The sequence below is a fragment of the Paraburkholderia terricola genome (assembly GCF_003330825.1).
Lineage (GTDB): Bacteria > Pseudomonadota > Gammaproteobacteria > Burkholderiales > Burkholderiaceae > Paraburkholderia > Paraburkholderia terricola.
In genome coordinates, this window is the sequence record NZ_CP024942.1 from 1,980,749 (window position 1) to 2,006,336 (window position 25,588).

A 25,588-nucleotide genomic window follows, 5' to 3' on the forward strand; every position below is an offset into this window, starting at 1 on the left:
GACGAGGCGATGTCGTCCGATGGCGTTTTAATTCTGAGTCACTGCGGCTTTTCGTTCGCGGAGGACCTGATCGCGGCGATCAAGGCGCGCGGCCTGCTTCCGTTCGTGCTGAGTTCGCGGCCCGTGCCGGAGCACGGGGAACAGCGGCTGCAAACACTGCGCGATCATGCGGCGGCGGTCTTCGCGACCGATTCGCATGTGTTGCGGATGGAGGACGTCGAAGACGCCGTCGCCTCGTTGCGCGCGGCGGGCCAAACGGTGCTTGCCTGCATCAGCGTGTGGGAAGGCTACCGTCCGCTCATGGCCGAGGCCAACAGCCGGCTCGGCGTGAGCGATCTTTCCGCGCAGCGGATCGAGTTTCTGCGCGACAAGCATGCCGTGCGCAACGCGCTCCATCACGCCGGGCTTTCGCGGGTCACGGCGCGGCGTGTGACGCCGGCCGTGCTCGATGAATTGCGGCGCGACGCGCAGGCATGGTTCATCAAGCCGGTGCGAGGCATCGCGTCCTACGGTGCGTTCCGACTTTCGCCCGAGACCACATGGGCCACGCTCGAGGCGATCGGCGAGCATGCGCGGGCCGACACGGTCTACGCTTCGGCGCTCGGCGAGCACGTCGAGTTCATCGCCGAAGGCTATCTCGCGGGCACCGAATTCAGCTTCGAACTGCTGGTCTCGCACGGCAAGCCGTTCGTGCTCGGCGTCCACGAAAAGTGCGAACTGACCGAAGCGAACGGCACGGTGCTCGAAGACAGTTGCACGAGCCCGCCGGCGTCGCTTGCCGCGGGCGATCTCGCGAGCGGCCTCGACTGGCTGCGCGCCGTATTCGAGCAACTCGAACTCGGCAGCGGCTGCTTTCATGTCGAAGCGCGCTTTGACGGCGCGCGCTGGGATCTCATCGAGATCAATCCCCGGGTGGGCGGCAGCCTCATCTCGCACAGCGTGAAGGCGCTCAACGAGGAAGCCGGCATGCTCGAACTCTGGCTGGACCTGTTGCTGGAGCAAAGCGGCGGCACGCAGCACCGTGCGTTTGCCGAACGCCTGCAACGCCTCGCCTACACCGCCGACGGCACGCCGCCGAGCGAGCTCGCCACGTTCTTTCGCGTCTACTTCGCGACGCACGGCGAGATCGAACGCATCGAGACACGCACCGACGGCCGCCGCCCGTTGATCGCGCAAATCCTGCTCAAGCCCGGCGACGTCGTGCCGGCCACGCCACGCGAAGCGTTCCTCGGTCAACTGCTTTGGCGCATGACGCGCGCCGAGCGTGACGCGGCGCTTCCCGACCTGCTCGCGGCCTCCGTCACCGCGCTCGACGTGCACTACAGAACGACAACGCCCGCATTGGAGACCTGATCGTGAACGCTAACCGACCGCTGCTGCTGATCGTCGACTACAACCTGACCCGCGTGGCCGATGTCGCGCACATCGCGTCTTACGCACGCCAGCGGTATGGCGCGGAGATCGCGCTGATCCGCGCGAATCCGACCGAGCGGGACTCGCTGCTGTGCGAATACCTGATCGACCTCGATCCGCTCGCACCGAATTTCGTCGACGAGGCGCTCTACTATCTGAAGTCGTGGCGCGAGCGCCTGCGCGCCGGCATGGTGTTCTCCGACAACGCGGTGCAAAGCGGTGCGGCGCTTCTCGAACGGCTCGGCCTGGTCGTCGATTCGGCGGCGCTCGCCGCCAACGCGTACAGCAAACGCGATTACCGGGTGTGCGAGGCGCGCGTGCGCGATCTGCTCGAAGCGCAAGGCATGCTCGTGCCCGACTGCGTCGAAGTGCACGACGTCGACGACCTGGGCCGCTTCGCTAGCGCGCACGAGGGGGGCTTCGTGGTCAAGCCTTCGTGCGAGGGCAACAATCGCGGCGTCGTGATCGTGGCGCCGGGCGACAGCCTCGACGCCGCGTTCGCGGCAGTCGCGCCGTACCTGGAGCGCGGCGCGATCTGCGAATCGTTCATTTCGTTTGCGCGTGAGTTTTCGTTCGACGGCGTGGGCGCCACGCACTTCATCACCGAGAAGGTGAGCGCGCAAGGCCGCTATCCGGTCGAGGTCGCGCAAATTCTGCCCGCGCGTCTCACCGCCGCCGAACAGGCGACGCTCGTGCGGGCGGGGCGGGTCGCGAATCTGCTCGTGGGCCAATTGCGCGGTCCCTTTCACAACGAGATCAAGCTCGACGACACGGGCTTGCGCGCCGCGGTCGTCGAACCGAATCGCCGTCCCGCCGGCATGAAGATCTGGACGATCGCGCGGGAAGTCTATGAGATCGACTTCTACGCGCTGTGGGTCGACGCGGCCTTCGGCGTCGTGCGTGAGCCGGTGCTCGTCAGCGCCGGCCGACAGGCGGCGACCGTCATGCTCGGCGTGCCCGCGGACGGCCGGCTCACCCCGCCCGACGCCGACGAAGGCGCCGAACTTTTCGACCGCGCACTCGCTCGCGCCGCCGCGCTGCTGGGCACGGACGCGCTGCGGCGCGTCGAGTTCGGCTGGCTCTCCGAAACCGCGCGCTTCATTCCCGCCCTGCCGCGCGATAACGCGGACTTCGCCGCACAGGCCTGCTTCGCGCTGGAAAGCGACGTGCACGACATGCGCAGCGTGGTCGCCACGGTACGCGCGGTCTGGTTGTCGGTGCTCGCCGAGGCGTGCCACATCTTCGAGCCGGCGAACGCAGCCGCGTCGCTCGCCATCGCGTGAACGGAGAGATCATGAAGATTCTTGTCCTGCATCGCGTGCCCTATCCGCGTATCGAATACGCGCGCGGCATCGATCACGAACAGCACGACGTGACTTACCTCGGCGTCGCCGATCTGCTCGCGACGCTGCCCGCCGATCTGCGCTGCGAACGCGTGGAGCGTCCCGCTGAACTCGGTCCGTTCGAGGCGGCGCACGCGTGGATCACGCGCACGGCGCGTCCGGTCGATCGCGTGATCGCGCTGTCGGAATACGACTTGGTCGACGCCGCGCGGTTGCGCGAATGGCTCGGCATACCCGGTGCGACGCTCGAACAGGTGCGTCTGGTGCGCGACAAGGTGGTGATGAAGGAGGCCGTGCGCGCGGCGGGTCTGCGCGTGCCGCGCTTCATCGGCTTAGCCGGGTTTCTGCATGAGCCGGCCGGCACACCCTGGCGCGCGCGCACCGTGCTCAAGCCGTTGAGCGGCGCATCGAGCGAAGACGTCGTTATCTTCGAGACGCCGGCGGCCGCTGCCGCCGCGATCTCCGCGCGCCGCTGCGGCGTGGCGCGTCTCGACGCGCCGGAGCCGGCGATCGATGGCTACGAAGTCGAGGAATTCGTCGACGGCGACATCGTGCATTTCGACGGACTCGTCGCCAATCGCGAGGTGCTCACGCTCACGGCGAGCCGCTACATCGGCACCTGCCTCGGCTATGCGAAAGGACAGCCGCTCGGCTCGTATCACTTTCCCGTGTCGGCACGGATTCGCGACTGGGTCGTGGCCGCGCTCGCGGCGGTCGGCATCCGCCAGGGCAGCTTTCATCTGGAGGCCATCGAGGACGGCGACGAACTCGTGTTCCTCGAAGTCGGCAATCGGGTAGGGGGCGCCGACGTCGTGGCGACTTTCGAATATGCGACGGGCGTCCATCTGCCGTCGGAGGAGCTGCGCATTCTGCTCGAGGGCAAGCCTTCGCGTGCGCTGCCGCCGACGCAGCCGCGGACCCAGGCGCGCTGGCACGGCTGGTTCGTATTTCCCGGCCACGCGCTTGCGGGGACCACGTACGAGGATATCGGGGGCATCGCGAGGTTTCGCGGCGACCCGGCGCTCGTGCGCTGGCTCGAGTTGCCCGCGGGCGCCGCGCTGCCGCGGCGAGTCACCTACTCGGCGAACGAGGCGCCGCTCGCCGGGATCGTGGCGTACGGCAGTTGGCAGGGTACGCGCGACTGGATCGACGCCCTGTTCGCCGCGGCCACCCAGATGCGCGAACCGGCGCCGCCCGTTTGCGCCTGGCCGCACGCCGTACCCGCCGTACTGCAATGAGCGCGCGGCGCCTCGCGGCGTCCGCGCATCCCACGATCGACACAATGGAGAAACGACTGTGACCACGCAACAGCAATTGCCCGTGACGCCCGACCCGAATTCCCTGGCTGGCCAGATGGAACTGAACGCGTTCTATCTGCGCGAACTCGCGCCGCCGAGCGCGCCCGAGACCGTGCCGCTCGCCGCCGACTACGCCCGCATCCTCGGTTTGGAAACTGCCTGGAGCGACTACGAGGCCGCGCGCATCGTGCTCGACGACGTGCCCGCGAACGCGGAGCAGTTCGAGGAGTGGTACGTCACGCTGCGCAACACGCATCGCAAGGAAGTCGCGCCGTTCTTCGACTTCCTCGCGGAAGAAGCATCGCTGCCGCAGTTGTCGCTTTTCGTGAGCCTCGAAGCGCAGGTGGACGGCCGCTTCGACGACATCATCGCGCTCTCGCAACTCGGCATGGACGGCGACATGAAGCTCGCGCTCGCCGAGAACTACTGGGACGAAATGGGCCTCGGCAAGCTCGACGAAATGCACACGCGCACGTTCATGCGGGCGTCGCCGTTCTTTCGCGCCCAACTGGGCGAGCTCGACCTCGAGGCGGAAATGCCGGTCGCGGCGCTCAAGAACGGCAACCTGCTGCTGCTGTATGCGTTGCGCCGCCAGCACGTGGGGCGCCTGCTCGGCGCGCTGACGCTGCTCGAGCAGACCGTGCCGTACCGCTTCACGCGCATGCTGCGCGGCATGCATCGTCACGATGTGCCGAGGGAATTCCGTTACTACCACGAGCTGCACGTGCCGGTGGACGCCAATCACGGCAAGCAACTGGTCGAGCGCGTGCTGCTGCCGCTCGCGCGCAACAACCCACGCGTGATCCGCGATCTCTGCGAAGGCTGCCTGATCCGCTACCAGATCGAGAAGGAATATTACGCAGGCGCGCGCGACGTGATGGATCGCCGGCTGCACTGACCCGATCGAACGCCACGCATTTCTTCCAGTCAACCTCGACGATCTCTCCATGCACTCGACACTTGCTTCCGACCTCGCCAACTTCGACGCGCTGCTGGAGCGCACGCGCCGCCATGCCGTGGCGGCGCTCGCCTCTCTCGACGACCGCCCGGCCGCGCTCGCGCCGCCGCCCGCCACGTTGCGCGCCTTGCCCGAGGAAGGCGCCGGATTGGCGGGCGCGCTGGAAGAATTCGTCGCGCGCTGGAGCGCGGGCTTTTCCGGCAGCGCCGGCCCGCGCTACCTCGGCTTCGTGACGGGCGGCGCCACACCGGCCTCGCTCGCGGGCGACTGGCTCACCGGCGTCTACGATCAGAATCCGACCGCCGGCATCGACAGCGCCGCACCGGATCTCGAGCGCGAAACCATTGCGCGGTTGCGCGAGCTGTTCGGTCTGAGCGAGGCGCAGCAGGGCGTGTTCGTCACGGGCGCGACGATGTCGAATCTGGTGGGTCTCGCGCTCGGCCGCGAATGGCTCGGCGAGCGCAACGGCGTGAACGTTTCCGAGCAAGGCGTGGGCGCGCTCGGCGCGGTGCGCGTGCTGGCCGCGACGCCGCATTCGAGCGTGTACAAGGCGCTCTCCGTGCTCGGCATCGGCCGGCAGGCGGTGCGCAAAGTGCCGACGCTCGCGGGCCGCGAAGCGATCGACCTCGTTGCGCTCGAAGCGGCGCTGGCCGAGTCCGAGGGCGTGCCCGTCATCGTGGTGGCGAGCGCGGGAACCGTCAACACGGTGGATTTCGACGATCTGCAGGCGATCCACGCGCTCAAGGCGCGCTATCCGTTCTGGCTCCACGTCGACGCGGCGTTCGGCGCCTTCGCCGCGCTCGCGCCGGCGTATGCGCCGCTGGTCGCGGGGCTCGATGCGGCGGACTCGATCTGCATCGACCTGCACAAGTGGCTGAACGTGCCTTACGACGCCGCGGTGCAGTTCACGCGGCGCCGCGACCTGCAGGTGCGCGTGTTCCAGAACAGCGCCGCCTATCTTGGCATTCCCACCGACAACCCCGACTTCGTTCATCTCACGCCCGAGAATTCGCGGCGCTTGCGCGCGCTCGCGACATGGTTCTCGCTCGCCGCGTATGGCCGCGCGGGGCACGCGGAGATCGTCGCGCGCAACATCGCGCTCGCGCAGTCTCTCGGTGCGCGTCTCGAAGGGCGGCGCGGTTTTCGCCTGCTGGCGCCGACGCGGCTGAACGTCGTTTGCTTCACGCTTGCCGCGAACGCGGACGAAGCGCGCATCAACGCCTATGTGCGCGCCGTTCGCGATCTGGGCGAGGTGTTCATCACGAGCACGGTCTACGCCGGCACGTGGGGATTACGCGTCGCGTTCACCAACTGGCGGACGGGCGAGGCCGACGTTGCGCGCATCTTCGACTCGCTGTGCAAGGCGCTCGATGCCGTCGAGGCATCCGGGCGCTAATGCCGCGCCGCGATTAACCGACTTTCCATTCCAACCAAAACTGGTGACTCCATGAGCATAATTGTTGGCGTGTCCGCGCATTACCACGACGCTGCGTGCTGCATCATCAAGGACGGCAAGCTGATCGCCGCCGCCGAGGAAGAGCGTTTTTCGAAGGTGAAGCACGACAGCAGCATTCCCACGGGCGCGTTCCGTTATTGCCTGCGAGAAGCGAACGCGACGATCGACGACGTCGATTGCATCGCCTATTACGAGGACCCGTACAAGAAGGCCTCGCGCCAGATCGCGACCAACGTGCTGGATCTGCTGCAGAACCCGAAGCGCCGCTTCAGGATCGATCCCGCCCGTCCCGAACGCGACATTCGCCAGAGCCTCGGCTTCAACGGCCGGATCGAATATGTCGATCACCATCTGTCGCACGCGGCCAGCGCATTCTTCTACTCCGGTTTCGCCGACGCGGCGCTGCTGACCGTCGACGGCGTCGGCGAATGGGCGACCACCACCTACGGCCGCGGCGCCGACGCGCACATCGAACTGTTCGAGGAGGTGTCGTTCCCGGACTCGCTGGGCCTGCTCTACAGCACGATCACGGCTTACCTCGGCTTCGATGTGAACGACGCCGAATACAAGGTGATGGGCCTCGCGCCCTACGGCCGGCCGCTCTATGTCGAACAGATGCGGCGTCTGCTCGACGTGAACGAGCGCGGCCAGTACCGGCTCAACATGGAGTACTTCGATTTCCTCAATGGCGAGCGCATGTATTCGGAGCGTTTGCCGGAGCTGTTCGGCGCCGCGCCGCGCGAGGCGGAGTCGGAGCTCGGCGTGTTCCACAAGGATCTCGCCGCGAGCCTGCAGCGCACGCTCGAAGACATTCTGCTCGAGAAGGCGCGCTATCTGCACGACGCGGTGCCCGTCGAGAATCTGTGCATGGCGGGCGGCGTCGCGCTCAATTGCGTCGCGAACGGCCGGATTCAGCGCGAAGGTCCGTTCGCCAGGCTTTTCGTGCAACCGGCCGCGAGCGACGCGGGCGGCTCGCTCGGCGCCGCGGCCGTCGCGCATACACGGCTCACCGGGCGCCGTCCCGAGTTGAAGGCGCTGCCGCACGTGTATCTCGGCCCCGCCTATTCGAATGCCGAGATCCGTCAGACCGTCCGCGCGATTTTCCCGGATACCTCGATCGTCGACTGCACGGGGCGGCCCGAGGAACTGATCGCGCAAACCGCGCAGCGTCTCGCCGACGGCAAGGTGATCGGCTGGTTCCAGGGACGCATGGAGTTCGGACCGCGCGCGCTCGGTTCGCGCTCGATCATCGCGGACCCGCGCCGGCCGGAAATGCGCGACCGCATCAACGCGCTCGTGAAGATGCGCGAGGCGTTCCGTCCGTTCGCCCCTGCCGTGCTCGAAGACAAGGCCGCCGAACATTTCGAGCTCGATCATCCGTCGCCGTTCATGCTCGAAACGTGTCAGGTCATTTCGCCGCTTTCGCTGCCCGCCATCACGCATGTCGACGGCTCCGCGCGCGTGCAGACCGTCAGCGAACAGAGCAATCCGCGCTTTCACGCGCTGCTCGCCGAGTTCGACCGCCTGACCGGCTGCCCGATCCTGCTGAACACCTCGTTCAACATGCGCGGCGACGCGATCGTGCTCGATCCGGTGGATGCGGTCTGGTGCTTTGTCGTGTCGGATATCGACGCACTCGTGATCGGCGATTACATCGTCGATCGCGGCTTCAAACTCGAGACCTGGAACAAGCTGAAGGAAATCTTCACGGCGCGTGCCGCGAAAAAGCGCGTCGCGCCGGAGTCGGTCAACGTCTACACGTTCCTGTGAGCGGGCGGCTCGCCCGCGCGTCGCGTTCCTGTCACTTCAGCGGCCACCATGTCCATTCAGATCCCGCCAGGCGATTGCCCTTGGGCCATTCGGCAAACGCAGTGCTTCGACAGCACGACGCACCGGTTCGTACGCCGCGACGTCGAAATTGCGGGAGCGCGCATCCGGGCGGTCTTGCCGGCCGGCGCGTCGTCGCTCGCCGAGGGGCTCGATGGCGAACGCTATCTGTGTACGCCGGGCGTGGTCGGCATGGCGGCAGCCGGCGCCGCGCCGCCGCCGTTCGTGACGACGATGGGCTGGCAGTGCGCGCGCTTGCGTGATGTGCCGCCCGCGCGCGCCGGCGGGCCACGCGCAGTCGCGCTATTGAAGTTCGACGGCAGGCAACTCGAAGAGGTCAACAGCCTGCTCGAATGGTCGGGCGCGTCGGGGGGCGGCCGCTTCGACGGCGGCGGCGCTCATCCGGTCAAGGTGCTGCCGGTGCTCGCGAGCGCCAGCCTGCTGTCGGCGACGGAGCTCATGGAGGCGGCGAAATTCGCCCGCGCGATCGGCACGCGCATCGGCATCGCGCTCTGTGCCGATGCCGACGAAGCACGCGAATTTCGCAGCCGCTTCTATTGCTCGGAAAGCGCGCTGATTTCGTATTTGCTGCCGCAAGAGCCGCACGTCACGGTGTTCGGCGCGGCGCGCATCGACGCACGCGAGGCGCAGGCGTTCGCGCGCACGCTCTGCGCGGTCGCGCTGGGCGTGCCGGACGCCGAGCACCTGGGCCGCCGCTGGCGTCAGCATGCGCCGCTGTTCACGCAGCGCCGCGCCGCGCTGTTCGCGGGCGCGAACGGCATCAACGGCACGAACGGCGCGAACGGCATCAACGGCACGAACGGCGCGAACGGCACCAACGGCACCAACGGCACCAACGGCACCAACGGCACCAACGGGCGGCTGGCGCCGAACGCGGGCGCGTGGCAGCCCGACTACTACACGGACGCGCTGACGCGCCATGCCGCCGCCGCGCTCGGTCTGCCCGACGTGGGCACGCTCGCGCCGGGCATGCGCGCGGACCTGTGTCTGTTCGAGCGCGACGGCGCGGACGAACGCGGCGGCAGCGCGACTTTTCTCTCGCTGCTCGCGAGCCGCGCGCCGGCAGCCACGCTGGTTGACGGGCGACGCATGCATGACGAGGCGCGCGCAAGTCCGGTACGCGCCCCGGTTCTCGCGGCATGCGCGTGAGCGCGCCCGCTTCGCTGGTTTATCGACGGTTCGTCGGGTTGTCGACGTAGAAGAAACGTAGGCGAGTTCACCTGTTCTCACACACTTGAGGAGCATCTCCAAATGTCAATCCATGCCACGCGGCAGGAATTGAGCGACCGGTTTGCCGCGTTGCTCAAGCAGGACAACGCGGCGCTGTCGGTGCTGCAATTGCTGAGCGAAAGCACACAGCGCGCGGACACGCACGGCCAGGATCACTGGTCCGGTCCGTTCGCGGCGCTCGCGGAAGATTTTGCGAGTCTCAGAGGGCAGGAACCGGGCGAGGCGCGTCGCACGCGCTCGGTCAGCATCTGGGAGGAGGAAGAGGGCACCGGCGAGTTCGTTCGCGCTCGCAAGCACATCGACCTGTGGCGCTTTTGCGCGGACGTGGAGCGCATCGGCAGAAAAGGTGCGAAAAAACGCATCGTGCTGCTGGGCGAGTCGGTTGCGCGCGGCTTCTTTTTCGACCCCGTGTACAGCCCGGCCAAGGTGCTGCGCGAACAGATCACGGCTGGCGCCGAGGCGGTCGAGGTCGTCGATCTCGCGCAGAGCAATTGCGATCCGTGGTGGCTCTCGCGTATCGCGGCTTCGGTGCATCTGCTGGAGCCGGACGCGGTCGTGGTGTTTGCCGGCAACAACTGGCGCGTGGGTGCGCTCGCCAACACGTCGACTGAATCGTTCGTCGCCGACGGCGAACTGATCGAGGAAAATCTCGGTTTCTCGAAGCTGCTGGACCGGCAGCTCGAAAGCCTCGAGCGTTTCGCGGGGCAGGTGGTCGAACAACTGACGTCCTCGCTTGCGCCACTGAATGTGCCGGTGACGTTCGTGATTCCCGAAATCAACGTGGCGGATTGGAGCAGCACGCCCGCCGGCGCGCTCGACGTGCCGCTCATGTCCCCCGACGACACGCGCGCCTGGGTTGCCGCCTGGCAGGACGCGACGGACAAGCTCGCGCACGGCGATTTCGCGGGCGCCGAGGCGGCCATCCTGATCGCGCGCGGGCTCGACGGCGGCACCTCGTCGGCGAGCCTCGACTTGCTGGCGCGCGCGCAGCGCGGTCTTCACAAGCGCAGTCAGGAGATCTACCGCACGCTGCGCGAAAGCCGGGACATCATCGACGATACGCGCGTCGTTCCCGGCATCTTCGTGAACGTGGCCGAGGCGATACGGCGGCGCGCGCCGTCGTTCGGCGCGACGGTCGTCGATCTGCCGCAGATATTCGGCGATCGCTACGAGCACGAAATTCCGGGCCGCCGTCTGTATCTCGACTTCTGCCATCACACGTCGGAAGGCATGCGCGTCGCGATGGCGGCGGTCGCCCAGAAACTGCTGCCGGCGCTGTTCGGCAAGGACGCGCACCTCGACGATCTCGTCGACGCGGCCTCGAAGCCCGCGCCGCAGCATGAGGCCTGGGCGCACCTGCTCGCCGGCATTCACAACGCGCACTGGGGCCAGGACGACGAGATCTGCAAGTATCACCTCGAACGCGCGAAGCAATACGACCCGTCGATCGCGACCACCGGCGTGGCGCTTGTCCACGAGGCATACCGGCACAAGACGCCGCCCGTCCTGTTGCCCGCGTTCGACCAGCTCGTGAAGAACGACATCGCCGAAGTCTGTCTGGTCGGTTATAGCCCGCTCGCACGCGGGATCATCAAGGAGCAGGCGCTGCTGGGCGCGATCGCGTCGGTGTTTCCCGAGTTCGCGGCGCAGTCGGTCGACCCCGACCTCTCGCTCGGCGAGGTCGCGCGGATCGATCTGCTGGAGTCGCATTGGGCCGAACTCACCGACCGCAACCGCTGGTATCGCCGCGCGTACTCCGCCGTCTACGGGCTCACGAGCGCGTATGCGTTTTCATGCAACGCGCCGCGCGATCTGTCCATAGAACTGACCGCGCGCATTCCGGGCGCGCGGGATGCGGGCACGATCGCGGTCGAACTCAATGGCCGGCGCGTGGGCGACGCGTTGCTCAACGACGAATGGCTCTCGCTGCGCGTGGCGGTGCCGGCCGAGATCGTGAACGATGGCGTCAACCAGTTGACCATCGCGTGGCCGAACGTGCTGCGCGAGGACATTCGGGCGCGGCTGCGCGGCGATTTCGAGTCCGGGCAGAAGGTCGACATCCGCACGCAGTTCGGCCAGATTCACGCTTTGACAGTCGCACTCGCCGCATGACGCGAGCGACGCCCAACCGGCAGACGGAGGACGGCATGAGCGAACCGGTATGCCTGATCACGGGAGTGGGAGCGGCAACCGGCGCGTCGATCGCGCGCCGGTTTGCCCGTGCCGGCTACCGCATCGCGATGCTGGCGCGCAATGGCGAGCGGCTGCGGCGCCTCGAGCACGAGATTGCGCGCAGCGCGGCCTTCGTCTGCGATGTGGCGGATCTCGACGCGCTGGCGCGCACGCTCGAGGCGGTGCGCGAGACGCTCGGCAAGCCGTCGGTCGTTGTGCACAATGCGGTCTCGGAAACGTTCGCCACGTTTCTCGACGGCGACCCGGCTGCGCTCGAGCGCAACTTTCGCGTGAATACGACCGCGCTGCTGCATCTGGCACGCGCGTGCGCGCCGGACATGGTCCTGGCGGGCGGCGGCGCGATCGTCGTGACGGGCAATACGGCGGCGCTGCGCGGCAAGCCGAACTACGCGCTGTTCGCGCCCAGCAAGGCCGCGCAGCGCGTGCTCGCCGAAGCGCTCGCACGCGAACTCGGACCGAAGCGGGTGCATGTCGGTTACCTGATGATCGACGCGGTAATCGACGCGGCGTGGCTCGGCGAAGACGGGCGCGTGCGGCCCGCATGGGGTGAGCCGCCGCCGGACTGGGCCTTTTCGCGCGACGAATATTTCGCGCATCCCGACGCCATTGCGGACGAGGTGTTTCACATCGCGCATCAGCATCCGTCCGCATGGTCCTTCGACTATACGATTCGACCGTTCGCGGAGAAGTGGTGAGCAGCGGGAGCATGGGGAGACGCGAGCCTGGCTGCGCAAGGACGGCGGCGAACTCGAGATTGCACCGGGCGACATTGGGCGCGGATTCGGAAGAAGGGCTTCTGAGCGTATTGCCGGCAAAACCGGTCATGGCAGCGTGGCGCGATGTTACCGGAATCTGTCAATTGCGCCACTGGTCGATCGTGCAGGGGAACGGGACAATGCGTTGCAACGATCCACGCACGAGGAGCTTTACATGTCCGCTGTCTCATCCATTCCCTTTGCCGATAGCGCCGCGGCGCTCGCCCATTTCAGCGCGACGCTGACATTCGAAACCGATTGCGCCGACGTCCACGCGGCACTCGGCAGCGACGACCCGCGCTCGGTCGATTTCGTGCTGCTCGACGTGCGCAGTCCCGCGCATTTCTCGCGCGGACATGTGCCAGGCGCAGTGAATCTGCCGCACGGCAAGATCGTGGCGTCGAAGCTCGCCGGATATCCGCCCGATACGCTTTTCGTCACCTATTGCGCGGGCCCTCACTGCAATGGAGCAACGCGCGCCGCAATCCGGCTCGCCCAGCTCGGCCGCCCGGTCAAGATCATGATCGGCGGCATGACAGGCTGGCTCGACGAGGGGTTTGCTGTCACGGGAACCTGATCACGTCGCGCGCGGCTTATTACCACGGGTCTTTTATCGTGAGCGGGAAACAGCGGTGTTTCCATCCGGTGCGCTGGATAGCTGGCGCAATCGCCGATCTTCGGTAACATCGCGTCATGCACAATCATCTCGTCGTCGCGCTGGCTTACGACCGGCTTTGCACATTCGAATTCGGCTGCGTGACCGAGTTGTTCGCGCTCGAGCGCCCCGAACTCGGCGTCGACTGGTATCGCTTCGCGGCATGCGCGAGCGAACCCGGCCCGATTCGCGCGGCGGGCGGCATCACCATCGCCGCGCCGTACACGCTCAGGTTGCTGGATCGCGCCGACACGATCGTCATTCCGGGCTGGCGCGATGCGGACGAAGTGCCGCCCGAACCGCTCCTCAAGAAGATTCGCGCCGCGTATCGACGCGGCGCGCGTCTCTGCTCGATCTGCTCCGGCGTGTTCGTGCTGGCGGCCGCGGGCGTGCTCGATGGCAAGACCGTCACCACGCACTGGCGCTACGCTGAACGATTGCAGCAGCGCTATCCGCAATTGCGTGTGCAGCCGGACGCGCTCTATGTCGACGAAGGGCAAATCATCACGTCGGCGGGATCGGCGGCCGGACTCGACATGCTGCTGCATCTGGTGCGGCGCGATCACGGCAGCGCGGTGGCGAACCGGGTCGCGCAGCGGCTCGTGGTGCCGCCGCATCGCGAGGGCGGCCAGGCGCAGTTCGTGCCGCGGCCGATGCCGCAAGACGAAAGCGGACGTCTCGCCAAACTGATGGACTGGGTGCGCAGTCATCCCGCCTTGCCGCATACACTGCGCTCGCTGGCAGAACGGGCCGCGATGAGCCCGCGTACATTGCAACGGCAGTTTCGCGACGCCACCGGCATGGCGCCGTACGAATGGCTGCTGCGCGAGCGCGTGGCGATGGCCCGCGAACTGCTCGAAGCACCGGCCCCGTTGGCGATGTCGCGTGTGGCCGAACTCGCCGGCTTCGGTTCCGAGGAATCGCTGCGGCGGCATTTCCGGCGCATCGCGCTGACGAGCCCCGGCGCATATCGCAAGAAGTTCGGCGTGCAGGAGCCGGCGTAGAAAGCGTTGTCGCAAACGCGGGCGGCAGGCGCGCGTCGCCGTTTTATAAACACGACGACAAGCGCCTGCGCGAATCGCGGCTCAGCGCGCCCGAAACGCTCGACGTGCTCGCGCATGATCCGGTGAGGCTATGCGGTTTCGGCTTCAACGCGAGCGCCGACGGGGCGTTACTATCGGACGACCGGTCCCTGAGCGCCGACACGCCGCCTTTTTTTGGGGAAACAACTTATGCCAGATGTCGCGCAGATCATCTCCGCCTTCAATGCCGGCCGCGACCCCGAACGACTCGCGATGAAATACAAAGCCATGCGCGGCTCGCCGTTCGTGTTTCTGCGCGGCACCTGTCATCTGTTTTACGAACGCCTGCCGCGCGACAAGGTGCTCGACGGCGCGCCGCCGGTTTGGATTTGCGGCGACATGCATCTGGAAAATTTCGGCAGTTACAAGGCCGACAACCGCCTGATCTATTTCGACAACAACGATTTCGACGAAGCCTGCCTGGCGCCGTGTTCTTACGAACTGGTGCGACTGTTGACGAGCGTGCTGGTCGGCGCAAGCGCGCTCAAGCTGAGCCGCGCGCAGGCGCTCGCGCTTTGCCACACCGCGGTGGATGCTTACGGCGCGGCGCTCGCCTTCGGCAAAGCGCGCTGGATCGAAACCGAAACCGCGGTCGGCATGGTGCGCGATCTGTTCGACGGGCTGGCAAGCCGCACGCGCATCGCGCATCTGGACCGGCGCACCACGCTCAAAAGCAAAGCCCGCATGCTGAAAGTGGACGGCAAGAAAGCGCTGCCGGTGAGCGACGAGCGGCGCGCCGCCGTCACCGGGTTCATGAACCGGTTCGCGGCGAGTGAGGCCAATCCCGACTTCTATCGCATTCTCGACGTGGCGCGGCGAATCGCGGGTACGGGAAGCCTCGGCGTGGATCGCTACGTGATTCTCGTCGAGGGCAAGGGCTCGCCGGACGGCAACTATCTGATCGATCTGAAGGAGGCGCTGCCTTCCTCGGTGGCGCCGCACGTGGGCACGCCGCAGCCGAAGTGGCGGAGCGAGGCGGAACGCGTCGTCGACATTCAGCGGCGCAATCAGGCGGTTTCGCAGGCGTTCCTGCATGCGGTGGACTTCAATCAGCGATCGTATGTGTTGCGCAGCCTGCAACCGTCCGAGGACCGCGTTGCCTTGAGCGACTGGGACGGCAAGTTGTCCAGGCTGGAGGCGGTGATCAACAGCATGGCCGAACTGAGCGCGTGGGCGCATCTGCGCAGCGGCGGCCGGCAGAAGTCGTCGATCGCCGATGACCTGATCGCCTTCGGCAATCGCCGGGACTGGCAAGCGCCGCTGATCGAACTTGCGACGCAATGCGCGGCGCAGGTGGCCGCCGACTGGAAAACGTATAGCGAAGCCTACGATCGCGGCGCGTTCGACTTGCCGGTAAAGGCCTGAACTTCATGAGCAACGCTGTTCGCCTGACGCGGCGCGCGGCCTTTCGACTGGGCGGCGAATCACGTTCCGCTCGCGCATTCGCGCGTCGTTCAAGCCTCTCGCAATGCACGGCGCATCCCGGCGCCGCGCATGCCAGCATCGCTCCAGACAAACCCTGATTGCTGCGTCGAATCCGCCGCTGCTATCGTTCGCTGGTCCTTGTGGAAGCGCTTCCACTCCTATCAGGAGGATCCGTGGATAACGACGCATTCGCTGTATCCGACGCACTCTCCCCTCAATCTCTCGCCGATCCCTTTACGCCGCCCGCGGACTCGTCGCTATGGCGCAAGAATTTTCTGCTCGGCGCCGCCACCGCGTCGTATCAGATCGAGGGCGCGGTGAACGAGGACGGCCGCTTGCCGTCCATCTGGGACACGTTTTCGGCCACGCCCGGCAAGGTGCTCGCGGGCGACACCGGCGCCGTGGCCTGCGATCACTATCATCGCTGGGAAGCGGATGTCGACCTGCTGGCGAGTCTGGGCCTCGAAGCTTATCGGCTCTCGATTGCCTGGCCGCGCGTGATGGACGCGGCAGGCGCGCCGAACCGCAAGGGACTCGACTTCTACAAACGCCTGCTCGGGCGCTTGAAAGAGAAGGGCATCAAGACCTTCGTCACGCTGTATCACTGGGACTTGCCGCAGCATCTCGAAGACCGCGGCGGCTGGCTCAATCGCGATACCGCCTACCGTTTCGCCGATTACGCCGACCTGATGAGCCGCGAACTCGCCGGCACGGTCGACGCGTGGGCAACGCTCAACGAGCCGTGGTGCTCGGCCTATCTCGGCTACGGCAACGGCCATCACGCGCCGGGTCTCGCGAACACGCGCTTCGCGACTCAGGCGATGCATCATCTGCTGCTTGCGCACGGTCTTGCGATACCTCTGCTGCGCGTCAACGATCCGGCCTCGCAAAAGGGCATTGTCGCGAACATCGGACGAGGCACGGCCAACAGCGAGCGCGCCGCCGATCAGCGCGCCGCGCATCTGTTCGAAGTGCAGCACAACGCCTGGATTCTCGATCCGCTGCTCAAGGGCGCGTATCCGCAAGACCTGTTCGAGCTGTGGCCGGGCGCCGAGCCGCTGGTGCTCGACGGCGACATGCGGACCATCGCCGCGCCGCTGGATTTTCTCGGCATCAACTATTACTTCCGCACCAATGTCGCGAGCGACGGCGCGCATGGGTTCAAGGAAGTGCCGCTCGAAGGCGTCGAGCGCACGCAGATGGGCTGGGAGGTGTATCCCGACGGCTTGCGCGATCTGCTGACCGGTTTCAGGCGCACGTATCGGAATCTGCCGCCGATCTACATCACCGAAAACGGCATGGCCTCGGACGACAAAGTGATCGACGGCCGCGTCGATGACACGCAGCGCATCTCGTTCCTCAAGCGCCATCTCGCCGCGGTCGATGAAGCGATCAAGGCCGGCGTGGACATTCGCGGCTATTTTCTGTGGTCGCTGATGGACAACTTCGAATGGGCGTTCGGTTACGAGCGGCGCTTCGGGATCGTGCACGTCGATTACGCCACGCAGAAACGCACCGTTAAACGTAGCGCCGAGCTGGTGTCCAGGTTCCTGAAGGAGCGAGCGCACGTCAACAACGCGGGTCTATAAAGCACGTCCATAAAGCGCGTCTATAAAGCGCGTCTATAAAGCGCGTCTATAAAGCGGATGAAGCCGGTCCGCATGTCGACCCGAAACAGGGCGTCGAGCCAGGAGAAGACGGAATGAACAGCAGAAAAATGGCCGTGGCGAATGTAGTGGCGGCGCTGGCGTTATACGGCGTGGCCGCGCACGCCGAGCCCCTGAAAGCCAACGTGATTCACTGGTGGACCTCGGGCGGCGAGTCCGCCGCGATCCGCCAGTTCGCCGATGCGTACAACAAGGCCGGCGGCCAATGGGTCGACAACGCGGTGGCCGGCGCCGACCAGGCGCGCTCCACGGCGATCAACCGGATCGTCGGCGGCGATCCGCCCACGGCCGCGCAGTTCAACACGTCGAAGCAGTTTCACGACCTGATCGATCAGGGCCTGCTGAACAATGTCGACGACGTCGCCGCGAAAGAGAACTGGAACGGCGTGTTCCCGCAGTCGATCATCGACAGCATCAAGGTGAAGGGCCATTACTATGCGGCGCCCGTCGACATTCACATGCCCGCGTGGTTCTTCTATTCGAAGCCGGTGTTCCAGAAGGCCGGCATTACCGCCGAGCCGAAGAGCTTCGATGAATTCATCGCCAATCTGGGCAAGCTGAAAGCCGCGGGCGTGATCCCGCTCGCCTTCGGCGGCCAGCCGTGGCAGGAAAAAATCACTTTCGACGCGGTGCTGGCCGACGTGGGCGGTCCCGATCTCTATCTGAAGGTGTACCGCGATCACGACATGAACGCGGTGAAGTCCGATGCGTTCAGGAAGGTGCTCGCTTCCTTCAAGCGCCTGCATGATTTCGTCGATCCAGGCTCGCCGGGGCGTAACTGGAACGATGCGACCGCACTCGTGGTCTCCGGCAAGGCGGGCGTGCAGATCATGGGCGACTGGGCCAAGGGCGAATTCTCGGCTGCGAAGCAGAGCGCCGGAAAAGACTTCGGCTGCTTCCCCGGCTTCGGTCCGCATTCGCCGTATCTGGTCGCGGGCGACGTCTTCGTGTTCCCGAAAACGGACAACGCCAGCGCGATCAAGGCGCAGAACCTGCTCGCGACGGTCATGACCTCGCCGTCCGCGCAAGTCGCGTTCAGCGCGAGGAAAGGCTCCATTCCGATTCGTCCCGACGCGGACGCGAGCACTCTCGACATCTGCGCGAAGGAGGGCATGGCGATCATGAAGGACAAGTCGCGTCAGTTGCCGAATCCCGAGATGCTGCTTTCGCCTGACATGCAGGGCGCGTTGATCGACGTCGTCACGAACTTCTGGAACAAGAACCAGTCGGTCGACGATGCACAAAAAGCGTTTGCCAATGCGTTGAAGAGCTAGGTGCTCGCGATGCACGCGCTCAAGCTGCAAACCGCCGGTTCGAAGCATCGGGCCAAGCCGCGCACGAAACCGCTGAAAAAGCGTTGGCCGATCGCGGCGTGGCTTGCGTTGCTGCCGATGGTGGCGACCGTCGTGTTCGCCTATCTCGGCACGATGATCTGGACCGCGCGCGTGTCGCTCAGCAATTCGCGCACCTTTCCATCCGGCGACTTCGCGGGCTTCACGCAATACGCGCGGCTCTTCAACAACGACCGCTGGCTGCTGTCGCTGCAAAACATCGTGATCTACGGCGCGTGCTTCATCGTCGCGTGCATGGTGATCGGTTTGCTGCTGGCGATTTTCATCGATCAGCGGGTAGTCGGCGAGGGCGCGTTGCGCACGGTGTTTCTCTATCCGTATGCGATGTCGTTCGTGGCGACGGGCCTCGTCTGGCAATGGATTCTGAATCCGCAGCTCGGCGCGCAGGCCGTGTTGCACACGCTCGGCTTCGCGCATGCGCGCTTCGACTGGATCGTCGATCAGGATCGGGTGATCTATACGATCGTCATCGCCACCGTGTGGCAGGCGTCGGGTCTGGTGATGGCCTTGTTGCTCGCGGGCTTGCGCGGCATCGACGACGAACTGTGGAAAGCCGCGCGCATCGACGGCATTCCGCGTTGGCGCGTTTATGCGAGCATCGTCGTGCCGATGCTCGGCCCTTCGATCTCCACCGCTTTCGTGCTGCTGTTCGTGATGGTCGTGAAGCTTTACGACGCGGTGGTCGCGATGACACAAGGCGGCCCCGGCACGGCGAGCGAAGTGCCGGCGAAGTTCATCATGGACTACCTGTTCGGCCGCGCCAATATCGGCCTGGCATCCGCGGCCTCGATCGTGTTGCTGACGACGGTGCTGGCGATTCTCGCGCCGTTCTTCTATGCCCGCAGCCGCGCGGCGTTGCGCAAGGAGGTGTGATGAACGCGCTCGGCTCCACGCTGAAGGGCGGCACGCAGCGTCGCCGCCGGTCGACCTTCGCACCGGCGCGTCTCGGCGTCTACGCGTTTCTCTTGACGGCCGCCTTGTTCTTTCTGCTGCCGCTTTACGTGATGCTCGTCACGTCGGTCAAACCGATGAGCGAGATCCGTCTCGGCAATCTTCTGGCTCTCCCCGCGCATTTCACGCTCGACGCATGGGGCGCCGCCTGGCAATCCGCGTGCACGGGCCTCGATTGCAACGGCATTCAGGTCGGCTTCTGGAACTCGGTGCGAATCGTCGTGCCGAGCACGGTGCTCTCGATCGCGATCGGCGCGGTGAACGGCTATGCGCTGTCGTTCTGGCGGCCGCGCGGCGCGGGCCTGCTGTTCGGCGTGCTGCTGATGGGCGCGTTCATTCCGGTGCAGGTGATGGTGTATCCGCTCGTGCGCGTGCTGGCGAGCGTGCATCTGTTCAGTTCGCTGCCGGGCATCGTCGTGATTCACACGATCTTCGGCATGCCGGTGATGACGCTGCTGTTTCGCAACTACTACGCGTCGATTCCGCAGGAGCTGTTCAAGGCGGCGCGCGTGGACGGCGGCGGTTTCTGGCGCATCTTCGTGCAACTGATGCTGCCCATGTCCACGCCGATCATCGTCGTCGCGATCATCATGCAGGTGACCGGCATCTGGAACGACTTCATTCTCGGGCTGGTATTCGCCGGCACGAAAAACCTGCCGATGACCGTGCAACTGAACAACATCATCAACACGACGACCGGCGAGCGGCTCTATAACGTGAACATGGCGGCGACGATTCTGACTTCGATGGTGCCGCTCGCGGTCTACTTCATTTCAGGCCGCTGGTTCGTGCGCGGCATTGCGTCCGGCGCGGTCAAGGGATAAGACGATGACGAACCTGGCAAATATGACGGCGGTGGCCGAGGCGGCGGGCGTGGCGAACGCCCCTGAGGTCGCGGACGCGGCGAGCCTGACGCATCCGGCCAACGTGGCGGTGCGCAATCTGACGATCCGGTTGGGCGCGAATACCGTGATCGAGAATCTCGACCTCGACGTGCGCGCGGGCGAGTTCGTCGTGCTGCTCGGACCGTCGGGCTGCGGCAAGTCCACCTTGCTGCACAGCATTGCGGGCTTGATCGACGTGACGGACGGCAGCATCGAGATCGCCGGCGAGGACATGACGTGGGCCGATCCGAAAGACCGCCGCATCGCGCTGGTGTTTCAGTCGTACGCGTTGTATCCGACCATGAGCGTCGAGCGCAACCTGTCGTTCGCGTTGCGCATCAACGGCACGCCGAAAGCGGAAATCGCGCGGCGCGTGGCGCGCGCTTCCGAGATGCTGCAACTCGGGCCGCTGCTCAAGCGCAAACCCGCGCAGCTCTCGGGCGGGCAGCGGCAGCGCGTGGCGATCGGGCGGGCGATCGTGCGTGAGGCCGACGTATTCCTGTTCGACGAGCCGCTGTCGAATCTCGACGCCAAGCTGCGCACCGAACTGCGCCGCGAACTCAAGCAACTGCATCAGCGCCTCGGCGCGACGATGATCTACGTGACCCACGATCAGGTCGAAGCGATGACGCTCGCCACGCGCATGGCGGTGATGCGCGGCGGCGTGATCCAGCAGTTCGGCACGCCGGCCGAAGTCTACGCGCGGCCCGACAATCTGTTCGTCGCGACCTTCCTGGGATCGCCGGCGATGAACCTGCTCAAGGGCACGCTGGAGTCGCGCGACGGCGCGCCGCATTTCCGCTCCGCGCATTTACGGCTCGACGTGTCGGCGTATCCGTTCAAAAGTGCGCCGGCGGATTCTCTGCCTTGCGTGCTCGGCGTGCGCGCCGAGGACGTGCGGGTGCGGATGGGCGAGGCCGCGAGCGAGCGCGCAAAAGTTTCGCTCGTGGAGCCGATGGGCAACCACCGCGTGATTTGGCTCGACTATCATGGAGCGCAGATTGCGTCGATCGACCAGACCAAAATGCCGGTTGCGGTCGGCGACACCGCGGCGTTTTCATTCGACGGCGCGCATGTTTCGCTGTTCGACGAAGCGGACGGCACCCGCTTATAGCGCCGGCGCGCTGAACGCCACATCGAAAACCACCTCGCTCGACGGAGAACCGCGTGGCAACACTCAAGGATGTCGCGGCACTGGCCGGCGTGGGCATGTCGACCGCCTCGCGCGCCATTTCCGGCAAAGGGCCCGTCTCGGCCGACGCCGCCGCGCGCGTGCAGGCGGCGATCGAAGCGCTGAACTTCCGTCCGTCGTCGATCGGCCGCGCGATGGCGGCGCAATCGCTCGGCATGATCGGCATTTTCGTGCCGACGTTCTTCGGCTCCTACTACGGCACGATCCTCAAGCAGACGGATACCGAGCTGCGCGCGGTGCACCGTCACGTGGTGGTGGCGACCGGCTGCGGAGATGTGTCGCCGCGCGAACAGGCCATCGAGGCGGTGCGTTTTCTGATTGGCCGCGATTGCGACGGCGTGGTGGTGATCAGCCACGATCTGCACGACGAAGACCTGATCATGCTGCACCGGATGCATCCGAAGATGGTGTTCCTGAACCGCGCGTTCGATCAATTGCCGGAGGCGTCGTTCTGCGCCGACCACCGGCGCGGCGGCGAACTGGCGGCGCGCACGCTACTCGATTACGGGCATCGGGACATCGCGGTGATTTCGGGGCCTTTCACCGCGTCGGACAACCTGATCCGGCTCGAAGGCTTCTTCGCCGAACTGGCGCGGGCGGGCATCGCGCGCCACGACGTCACGCTGATCGAATCGGACTTCTCGCCGGAAGGCGGCTACGCCGCCGCCATCAGGCTGCTCGATTCGAAGCGGCGTTTCACCGGCCTGTTCTGCGCGAACGACACGATGGCGGTGAGTGTGCTCGCGCGCTTTCATCAGGTCGGCATTTCGGTGCCGGACGAAGTCTCGGTGATCGGCTATGACGACGATTACTCGGCGGCCTACGCCGCGCCGGGACTCACCTCGGTGCGGATTCCGACGGCGGAATTGACCCAGAACGCGGTGCGCTGGCTCGTCAATCAATGCTACCGAACCACGTGGGAGATATTCCGCGAGTTTCCGGTGAGCGTGACGATGCGCGAATCGGTGGGGCCGGCGCCGGGCGTTATGGGTTCTTCCGGCTCCGGCGAGGTGACTAGCCGCGGTAACGCGTCGTAGCCTCGATTCGGCGCGGCGCCGATGTGGCATTCAGGCATGCGTTCACATGCCGCCGCGCGAACGGCTCATGTGCCGCTGCGCAGCGACTGTTCGTAGCGCAGGCGCGCTTCTTCGTCGAGCCGCGTATCTTCGAGCTCTTGCAGCACGGCTTCGAGATCGATCGGCGTGGTGTCCAGTTCGACGCGGCCGGTCAGCTTCGCGTCGACATGCAGCGCGCCGGCTTCGAACAGCGCCCAGATTTCCTTGCCGTAGCTGGCGTCGAGCAACGCCGGCGCAAAGCGGCCGAAATAGGTGGCGAGGTTGTTCACGTCGCGCTCCAGCATGGCCGGCGCCTCGAGATTGCCGGCGGCGTCCACGGCTTGCGGCAAGTCGATGATCACCGGGCCGTCCGCGGCAAGCAGGATGTTGTATTCGGACAGGTCGCCGTGAATCACGCCGGCGCACAGCATGCGCACCACCTGATCGAGCAGCAGCGCGTGCAATTCGAGCGCGCGTTCTTCGGTCATGTCGACGTCGTTCAGACGCGGCGCGACGTTGCCGTCGGCGTCGGTCACGAGTTCCATCAGCAATACGCCGTCGGTGCAGATGAACGGCTGCGGCACGCGCACGCCGGCATTGGCGAGCTGGAACAGCGCATCCACTTCGGCGTTCTGCCAGGCTTGTTCCTGCACTTCGCGGCCGTAGCGGCTGCCTTTTTCCATCGCGCGCTGCTGACGGCTGTTCTTGACCTTGCGGCCTTCGCGATAGGACGCGGCCTGGCGGAAACTGCGCTGTTTGGCGTCTTTATAGACCTTCGCGCAGCGCGTGGAGTCGCCGCTGCGCACCACGTAGACGGTGGCTTCCTTGCCGCTCATCAATTGCGAAATGACCTCGTCGATCAGGCCCTCTTCGACGAGCGGCAGCAGGCGTTTAGGGGTTTTCATGCGGCCACCGTGAAGCGGTGGGCGGCGCGGCGGCGTGTGGCGGCTGGGTGGGCGCGCGTGGGCGGCGGGAGGAGCGGGGTTCGGGTCATGCCGGATTATAAGGGAGTCTGCTGGGCTTGCCTTTAATGCTGCGCGCCGCTGTGCGCCCGGTCACCGCGATAGCCCGTCAAACCTGAAACACGTTCTCCATCCGCTGTATCTCGGGGCGGGACAGATCGAGGGCGGCGGCTTCTTGCCGCCACGTGCTGACGGCGTCTTTTACCTCCTCTATGACGCGGCTCGCTTGCGCGTGATCCAGCCGATAAAACCCGGCGGTCTCGATCACTGTTTCGAGATCCGGCAATGCGCTCATGCCGTCCAGCGTGAGTGCATGTTCGCGCTTGGCCGGGTTTGGATTCATATCGAACGCTGGCGACAGCCGCCAGCCCGACGCTTCGCGGATGAAGCCGTGATTGCGTGGATGATCGTCGCGATTTCCTGCAATGACATTGAAGGCCACTCTTTTGAAAAGCTGAGCAAGATCTTCGTCGATATGGCTTTGCGCGCCGTTGCTCGCAAGATACTCGGCGATGTCCAGATAGCTTGCATCCGAATCCCCGTCCCGACGTTCAAGCAAGGTCATGGCGGATGCATACATGCGCCGGCTGCCCGCGCTGCGATCGAACCGTTCGACGCAGAAGGTGCCATAACGTGCGCCGACATACTTGAGTTCGGATGCAGGCACCTCGATACCCGCTTTCCTTGCCAGGCGATGAACGATGTACTCCCACGCGCCGATGTCGTAGCGATCGTCTTTCGCGGGGAATTTCGCGATCCAGAGAGCGTCGCCGAGACTGCTGAAGTTGGCCTTGGGACGAGCGCCGCCGAGCGATGTGCCAGGGGCGATCAGCATCGCAAGCCATTGATCGTATTCCGGCAGTTTTTCGACACCGGCTTCTTCGATACGCAGGCTGACGTAGGCCAGGGTCGCAAGATCGGTGACGGGTGGAGCGGCATTGGCGCTGTTGTCGAGAAAATTGCCGTCCATGTCCTGGAAGCGCAGCGCACCGACGCGTGTCAGATCGTGCACGCCAAGCAGGAAATCGATCTCCCGCAGATTACGCATTGGCCGGTTTTCGCGATCGGCTGCGCCGGCCTCGCGGCGCTCCATGAGGACACGGCCCCAACGATCCGGCGCTGAGTCCATGAAAACGCCGAATGCCGCGGACTTGGCGGGCGGGTATTGCTCGTCGGTCCACAACTCGAGACGCGGATCGAGCATGAACGCATGGCGGCTCTCTACCCAGTTCTTCGCATAAGCAAACGATACGGGCAAATCGCTGCGCGCAGCCTGGCGATACAACGTGCCGACGTGTTGAAGGTTGCCCAGTTCGGCCGTGTCGAGAAACACATGGTACGTGTCACGGGGCTTATTGCTGACCATCGGACTTCTTGGAAGTTTTCGGGGTTGCTGGACGCTCCGCCTTGATCTGGACGGCGCCGGGCGCTTTGGGGCGCGGCTTTCGCTGACCCGGCAGCTTGAGATCCTGGAGCTTGCGACCAAGTTCGTCGTCGCGGGCGACGGCATCCATGTCCTTGTCGAGGCCCAACACGCGAAGCGCTCTCATATAGGTGCCGAGCGCGATATTCGGATCGCCTTTCTCAAGGCGGTTCAGCGTATCGCGTGAGATGCCCAGCCGTTCGGCGAACAGTGCCGTTGGGAGTTCACGCCGCAGACGTGCGAGCTTGAGCCGTTCGCCGAGCGAATGGATTTGTCTTTCGACTGACGGAAAGGGGCGCGGAAAGGTGCGAGGCATGTCCGATATATTAGGCAAACACTCATATTTTGTCAAAAATATCGGACATACACCGTCGACGAGAGCGGTCGTGGTCTATAAGTAGAGAAGTGACGACGTCCGATATTTCGGACCAAATTCGCCTCTTCGT

At 65.5% G+C, this 25,588-nt stretch carries 21 protein-coding genes; 18 read left to right on the plus strand and 3 right to left on the minus strand.

Annotated elements, in window-relative coordinates:
- Positions 1-9 precede the first annotated feature (9 nt).
- From CUJ90_RS27445 to CUJ90_RS27530, 18 genes are all read left to right on the plus strand, one after another.
- Positions 10-1,353: an ATP-grasp domain-containing protein gene (locus CUJ90_RS27445; protein WP_114164273.1), complete on the plus strand. Its 1,344-nt coding sequence runs from the start codon at positions 10-12 to the stop codon at positions 1,351-1,353.
- A 2-nt stretch (positions 1,354-1,355) separates the two neighbouring features.
- Complete coding sequence (locus tag CUJ90_RS27450; protein WP_073427333.1) at positions 1,356-2,696, plus strand: ATP-grasp domain-containing protein; 1,341 nt, start codon at positions 1,356-1,358, stop codon at positions 2,694-2,696.
- Positions 2,697-2,707: 11 nt separating this feature from the next.
- A complete protein-coding gene (locus tag CUJ90_RS27455; RefSeq protein WP_244220044.1) occupies positions 2,708-3,994 on the plus strand; it encodes an ATP-grasp domain-containing protein in 1,287 nt (428 codons plus the stop codon).
- Positions 3,995-4,052: 58 nt separating this feature from the next.
- Positions 4,053-4,952, plus strand: coding sequence for an iron-containing redox enzyme family protein (locus tag CUJ90_RS27460; RefSeq protein ID WP_073427335.1), 900 nt, complete (start codon positions 4,053-4,055; stop codon positions 4,950-4,952).
- Positions 4,953-5,001: 49 nt separating this feature from the next.
- A complete protein-coding gene (locus tag CUJ90_RS27465) occupies positions 5,002-6,408 on the plus strand; it encodes a pyridoxal phosphate-dependent decarboxylase family protein (protein ID WP_083081165.1) in 1,407 nt (468 codons plus the stop codon).
- 51 nt (positions 6,409-6,459) lie between these two features.
- Positions 6,460-8,238 (plus strand): carbamoyltransferase family protein, encoded by a 1,779-nt coding sequence (locus tag CUJ90_RS27470; RefSeq protein ID WP_073427337.1) that lies wholly within the window; start codon positions 6,460-6,462, stop codon positions 8,236-8,238.
- A gap of 48 nt (positions 8,239-8,286) precedes the next feature.
- Positions 8,287-9,465 (plus strand): amidohydrolase family protein, encoded by a 1,179-nt coding sequence (locus CUJ90_RS27475; RefSeq protein WP_114164274.1) that lies wholly within the window; start codon positions 8,287-8,289, stop codon positions 9,463-9,465.
- Positions 9,466-9,567: 102 nt separating this feature from the next.
- Positions 9,568-11,658 (plus strand): hypothetical protein, encoded by a 2,091-nt coding sequence (locus CUJ90_RS27480; RefSeq protein ID WP_083081151.1) that lies wholly within the window; start codon positions 9,568-9,570, stop codon positions 11,656-11,658.
- Positions 11,659-11,693: 35 nt separating this feature from the next.
- Positions 11,694-12,434, plus strand: a complete 741-nt coding sequence (locus CUJ90_RS27485; RefSeq protein ID WP_083081149.1) for an SDR family NAD(P)-dependent oxidoreductase — start codon at positions 11,694-11,696, stop codon at positions 12,432-12,434.
- Between the two features lie 235 nt (positions 12,435-12,669).
- Positions 12,670-13,071 (plus strand): rhodanese-like domain-containing protein, encoded by a 402-nt coding sequence (locus CUJ90_RS27490; protein ID WP_083081147.1) that lies wholly within the window; start codon positions 12,670-12,672, stop codon positions 13,069-13,071.
- Positions 13,072-13,187: 116 nt separating this feature from the next.
- A complete protein-coding gene (ftrA, locus tag CUJ90_RS27495; protein ID WP_073427342.1) occupies positions 13,188-14,153 on the plus strand; it encodes a transcriptional regulator FtrA in 966 nt (321 codons plus the stop codon).
- A gap of 228 nt (positions 14,154-14,381) precedes the next feature.
- Positions 14,382-15,596: a DUF2252 domain-containing protein gene (locus CUJ90_RS27500; protein ID WP_083081145.1), complete on the plus strand. Its 1,215-nt coding sequence runs from the start codon at positions 14,382-14,384 to the stop codon at positions 15,594-15,596.
- A gap of 233 nt (positions 15,597-15,829) precedes the next feature.
- Positions 15,830-17,245: a GH1 family beta-glucosidase gene (locus CUJ90_RS27505; RefSeq protein ID WP_083081143.1), complete on the plus strand. Its 1,416-nt coding sequence runs from the start codon at positions 15,830-15,832 to the stop codon at positions 17,243-17,245.
- Between the two features lie 113 nt (positions 17,246-17,358).
- Positions 17,359-18,597 (plus strand): ABC transporter substrate-binding protein, encoded by a 1,239-nt coding sequence (locus CUJ90_RS27510; RefSeq protein ID WP_083081141.1) that lies wholly within the window; start codon positions 17,359-17,361, stop codon positions 18,595-18,597.
- Positions 18,598-18,606: 9 nt separating this feature from the next.
- A complete protein-coding gene (locus CUJ90_RS27515) occupies positions 18,607-19,548 on the plus strand; it encodes a carbohydrate ABC transporter permease (protein ID WP_083082930.1) in 942 nt (313 codons plus the stop codon).
- A complete protein-coding gene (locus tag CUJ90_RS27520; protein ID WP_114164275.1) occupies positions 19,548-20,450 on the plus strand; it encodes a carbohydrate ABC transporter permease in 903 nt (300 codons plus the stop codon). Before CUJ90_RS27515 ends, CUJ90_RS27520 begins: the two co-directional genes overlap by 1 nt.
- Before the next feature lie 4 nt (positions 20,451-20,454).
- Positions 20,455-21,624: an ABC transporter ATP-binding protein gene (locus CUJ90_RS27525; protein ID WP_193615205.1), complete on the plus strand. Its 1,170-nt coding sequence runs from the start codon at positions 20,455-20,457 to the stop codon at positions 21,622-21,624.
- Positions 21,625-21,677: 53 nt separating this feature from the next.
- A complete protein-coding gene (locus tag CUJ90_RS27530) occupies positions 21,678-22,739 on the plus strand; it encodes a LacI family DNA-binding transcriptional regulator (protein WP_083081137.1) in 1,062 nt (353 codons plus the stop codon).
- A 65-nt stretch (positions 22,740-22,804) separates the two neighbouring features.
- Here CUJ90_RS27530 and CUJ90_RS27535 read toward each other — a convergent pair whose 3' ends face one another.
- The 3 genes from CUJ90_RS27535 to CUJ90_RS33430 all read right to left on the minus strand — a co-directional run bounded on the left by CUJ90_RS27535 (position 22,805) and on the right by CUJ90_RS33430 (position 25,458).
- Entirely contained in the window at positions 22,805-23,662 is an 858-nt protein-coding gene (locus CUJ90_RS27535) for a PA4780 family RIO1-like protein kinase (protein WP_073427348.1), read from the minus strand.
- Positions 23,663-23,828: 166 nt separating this feature from the next.
- On the minus strand, positions 23,829-24,923 hold the full coding sequence (locus CUJ90_RS27540) for a type II toxin-antitoxin system HipA family toxin (protein WP_244220045.1): 1,095 nt from the start codon (positions 24,921-24,923) through the stop codon (positions 23,829-23,831).
- 148 nt (positions 24,924-25,071) lie between these two features.
- Positions 25,072-25,458 carry a helix-turn-helix transcriptional regulator gene (locus tag CUJ90_RS33430; RefSeq protein WP_073427350.1) on the minus strand — a complete coding sequence of 129 codons (387 nt, stop codon included), beginning with the start codon at positions 25,456-25,458 and terminating at the stop codon, positions 25,072-25,074.
- Positions 25,459-25,588 lie beyond the last annotated feature (130 nt).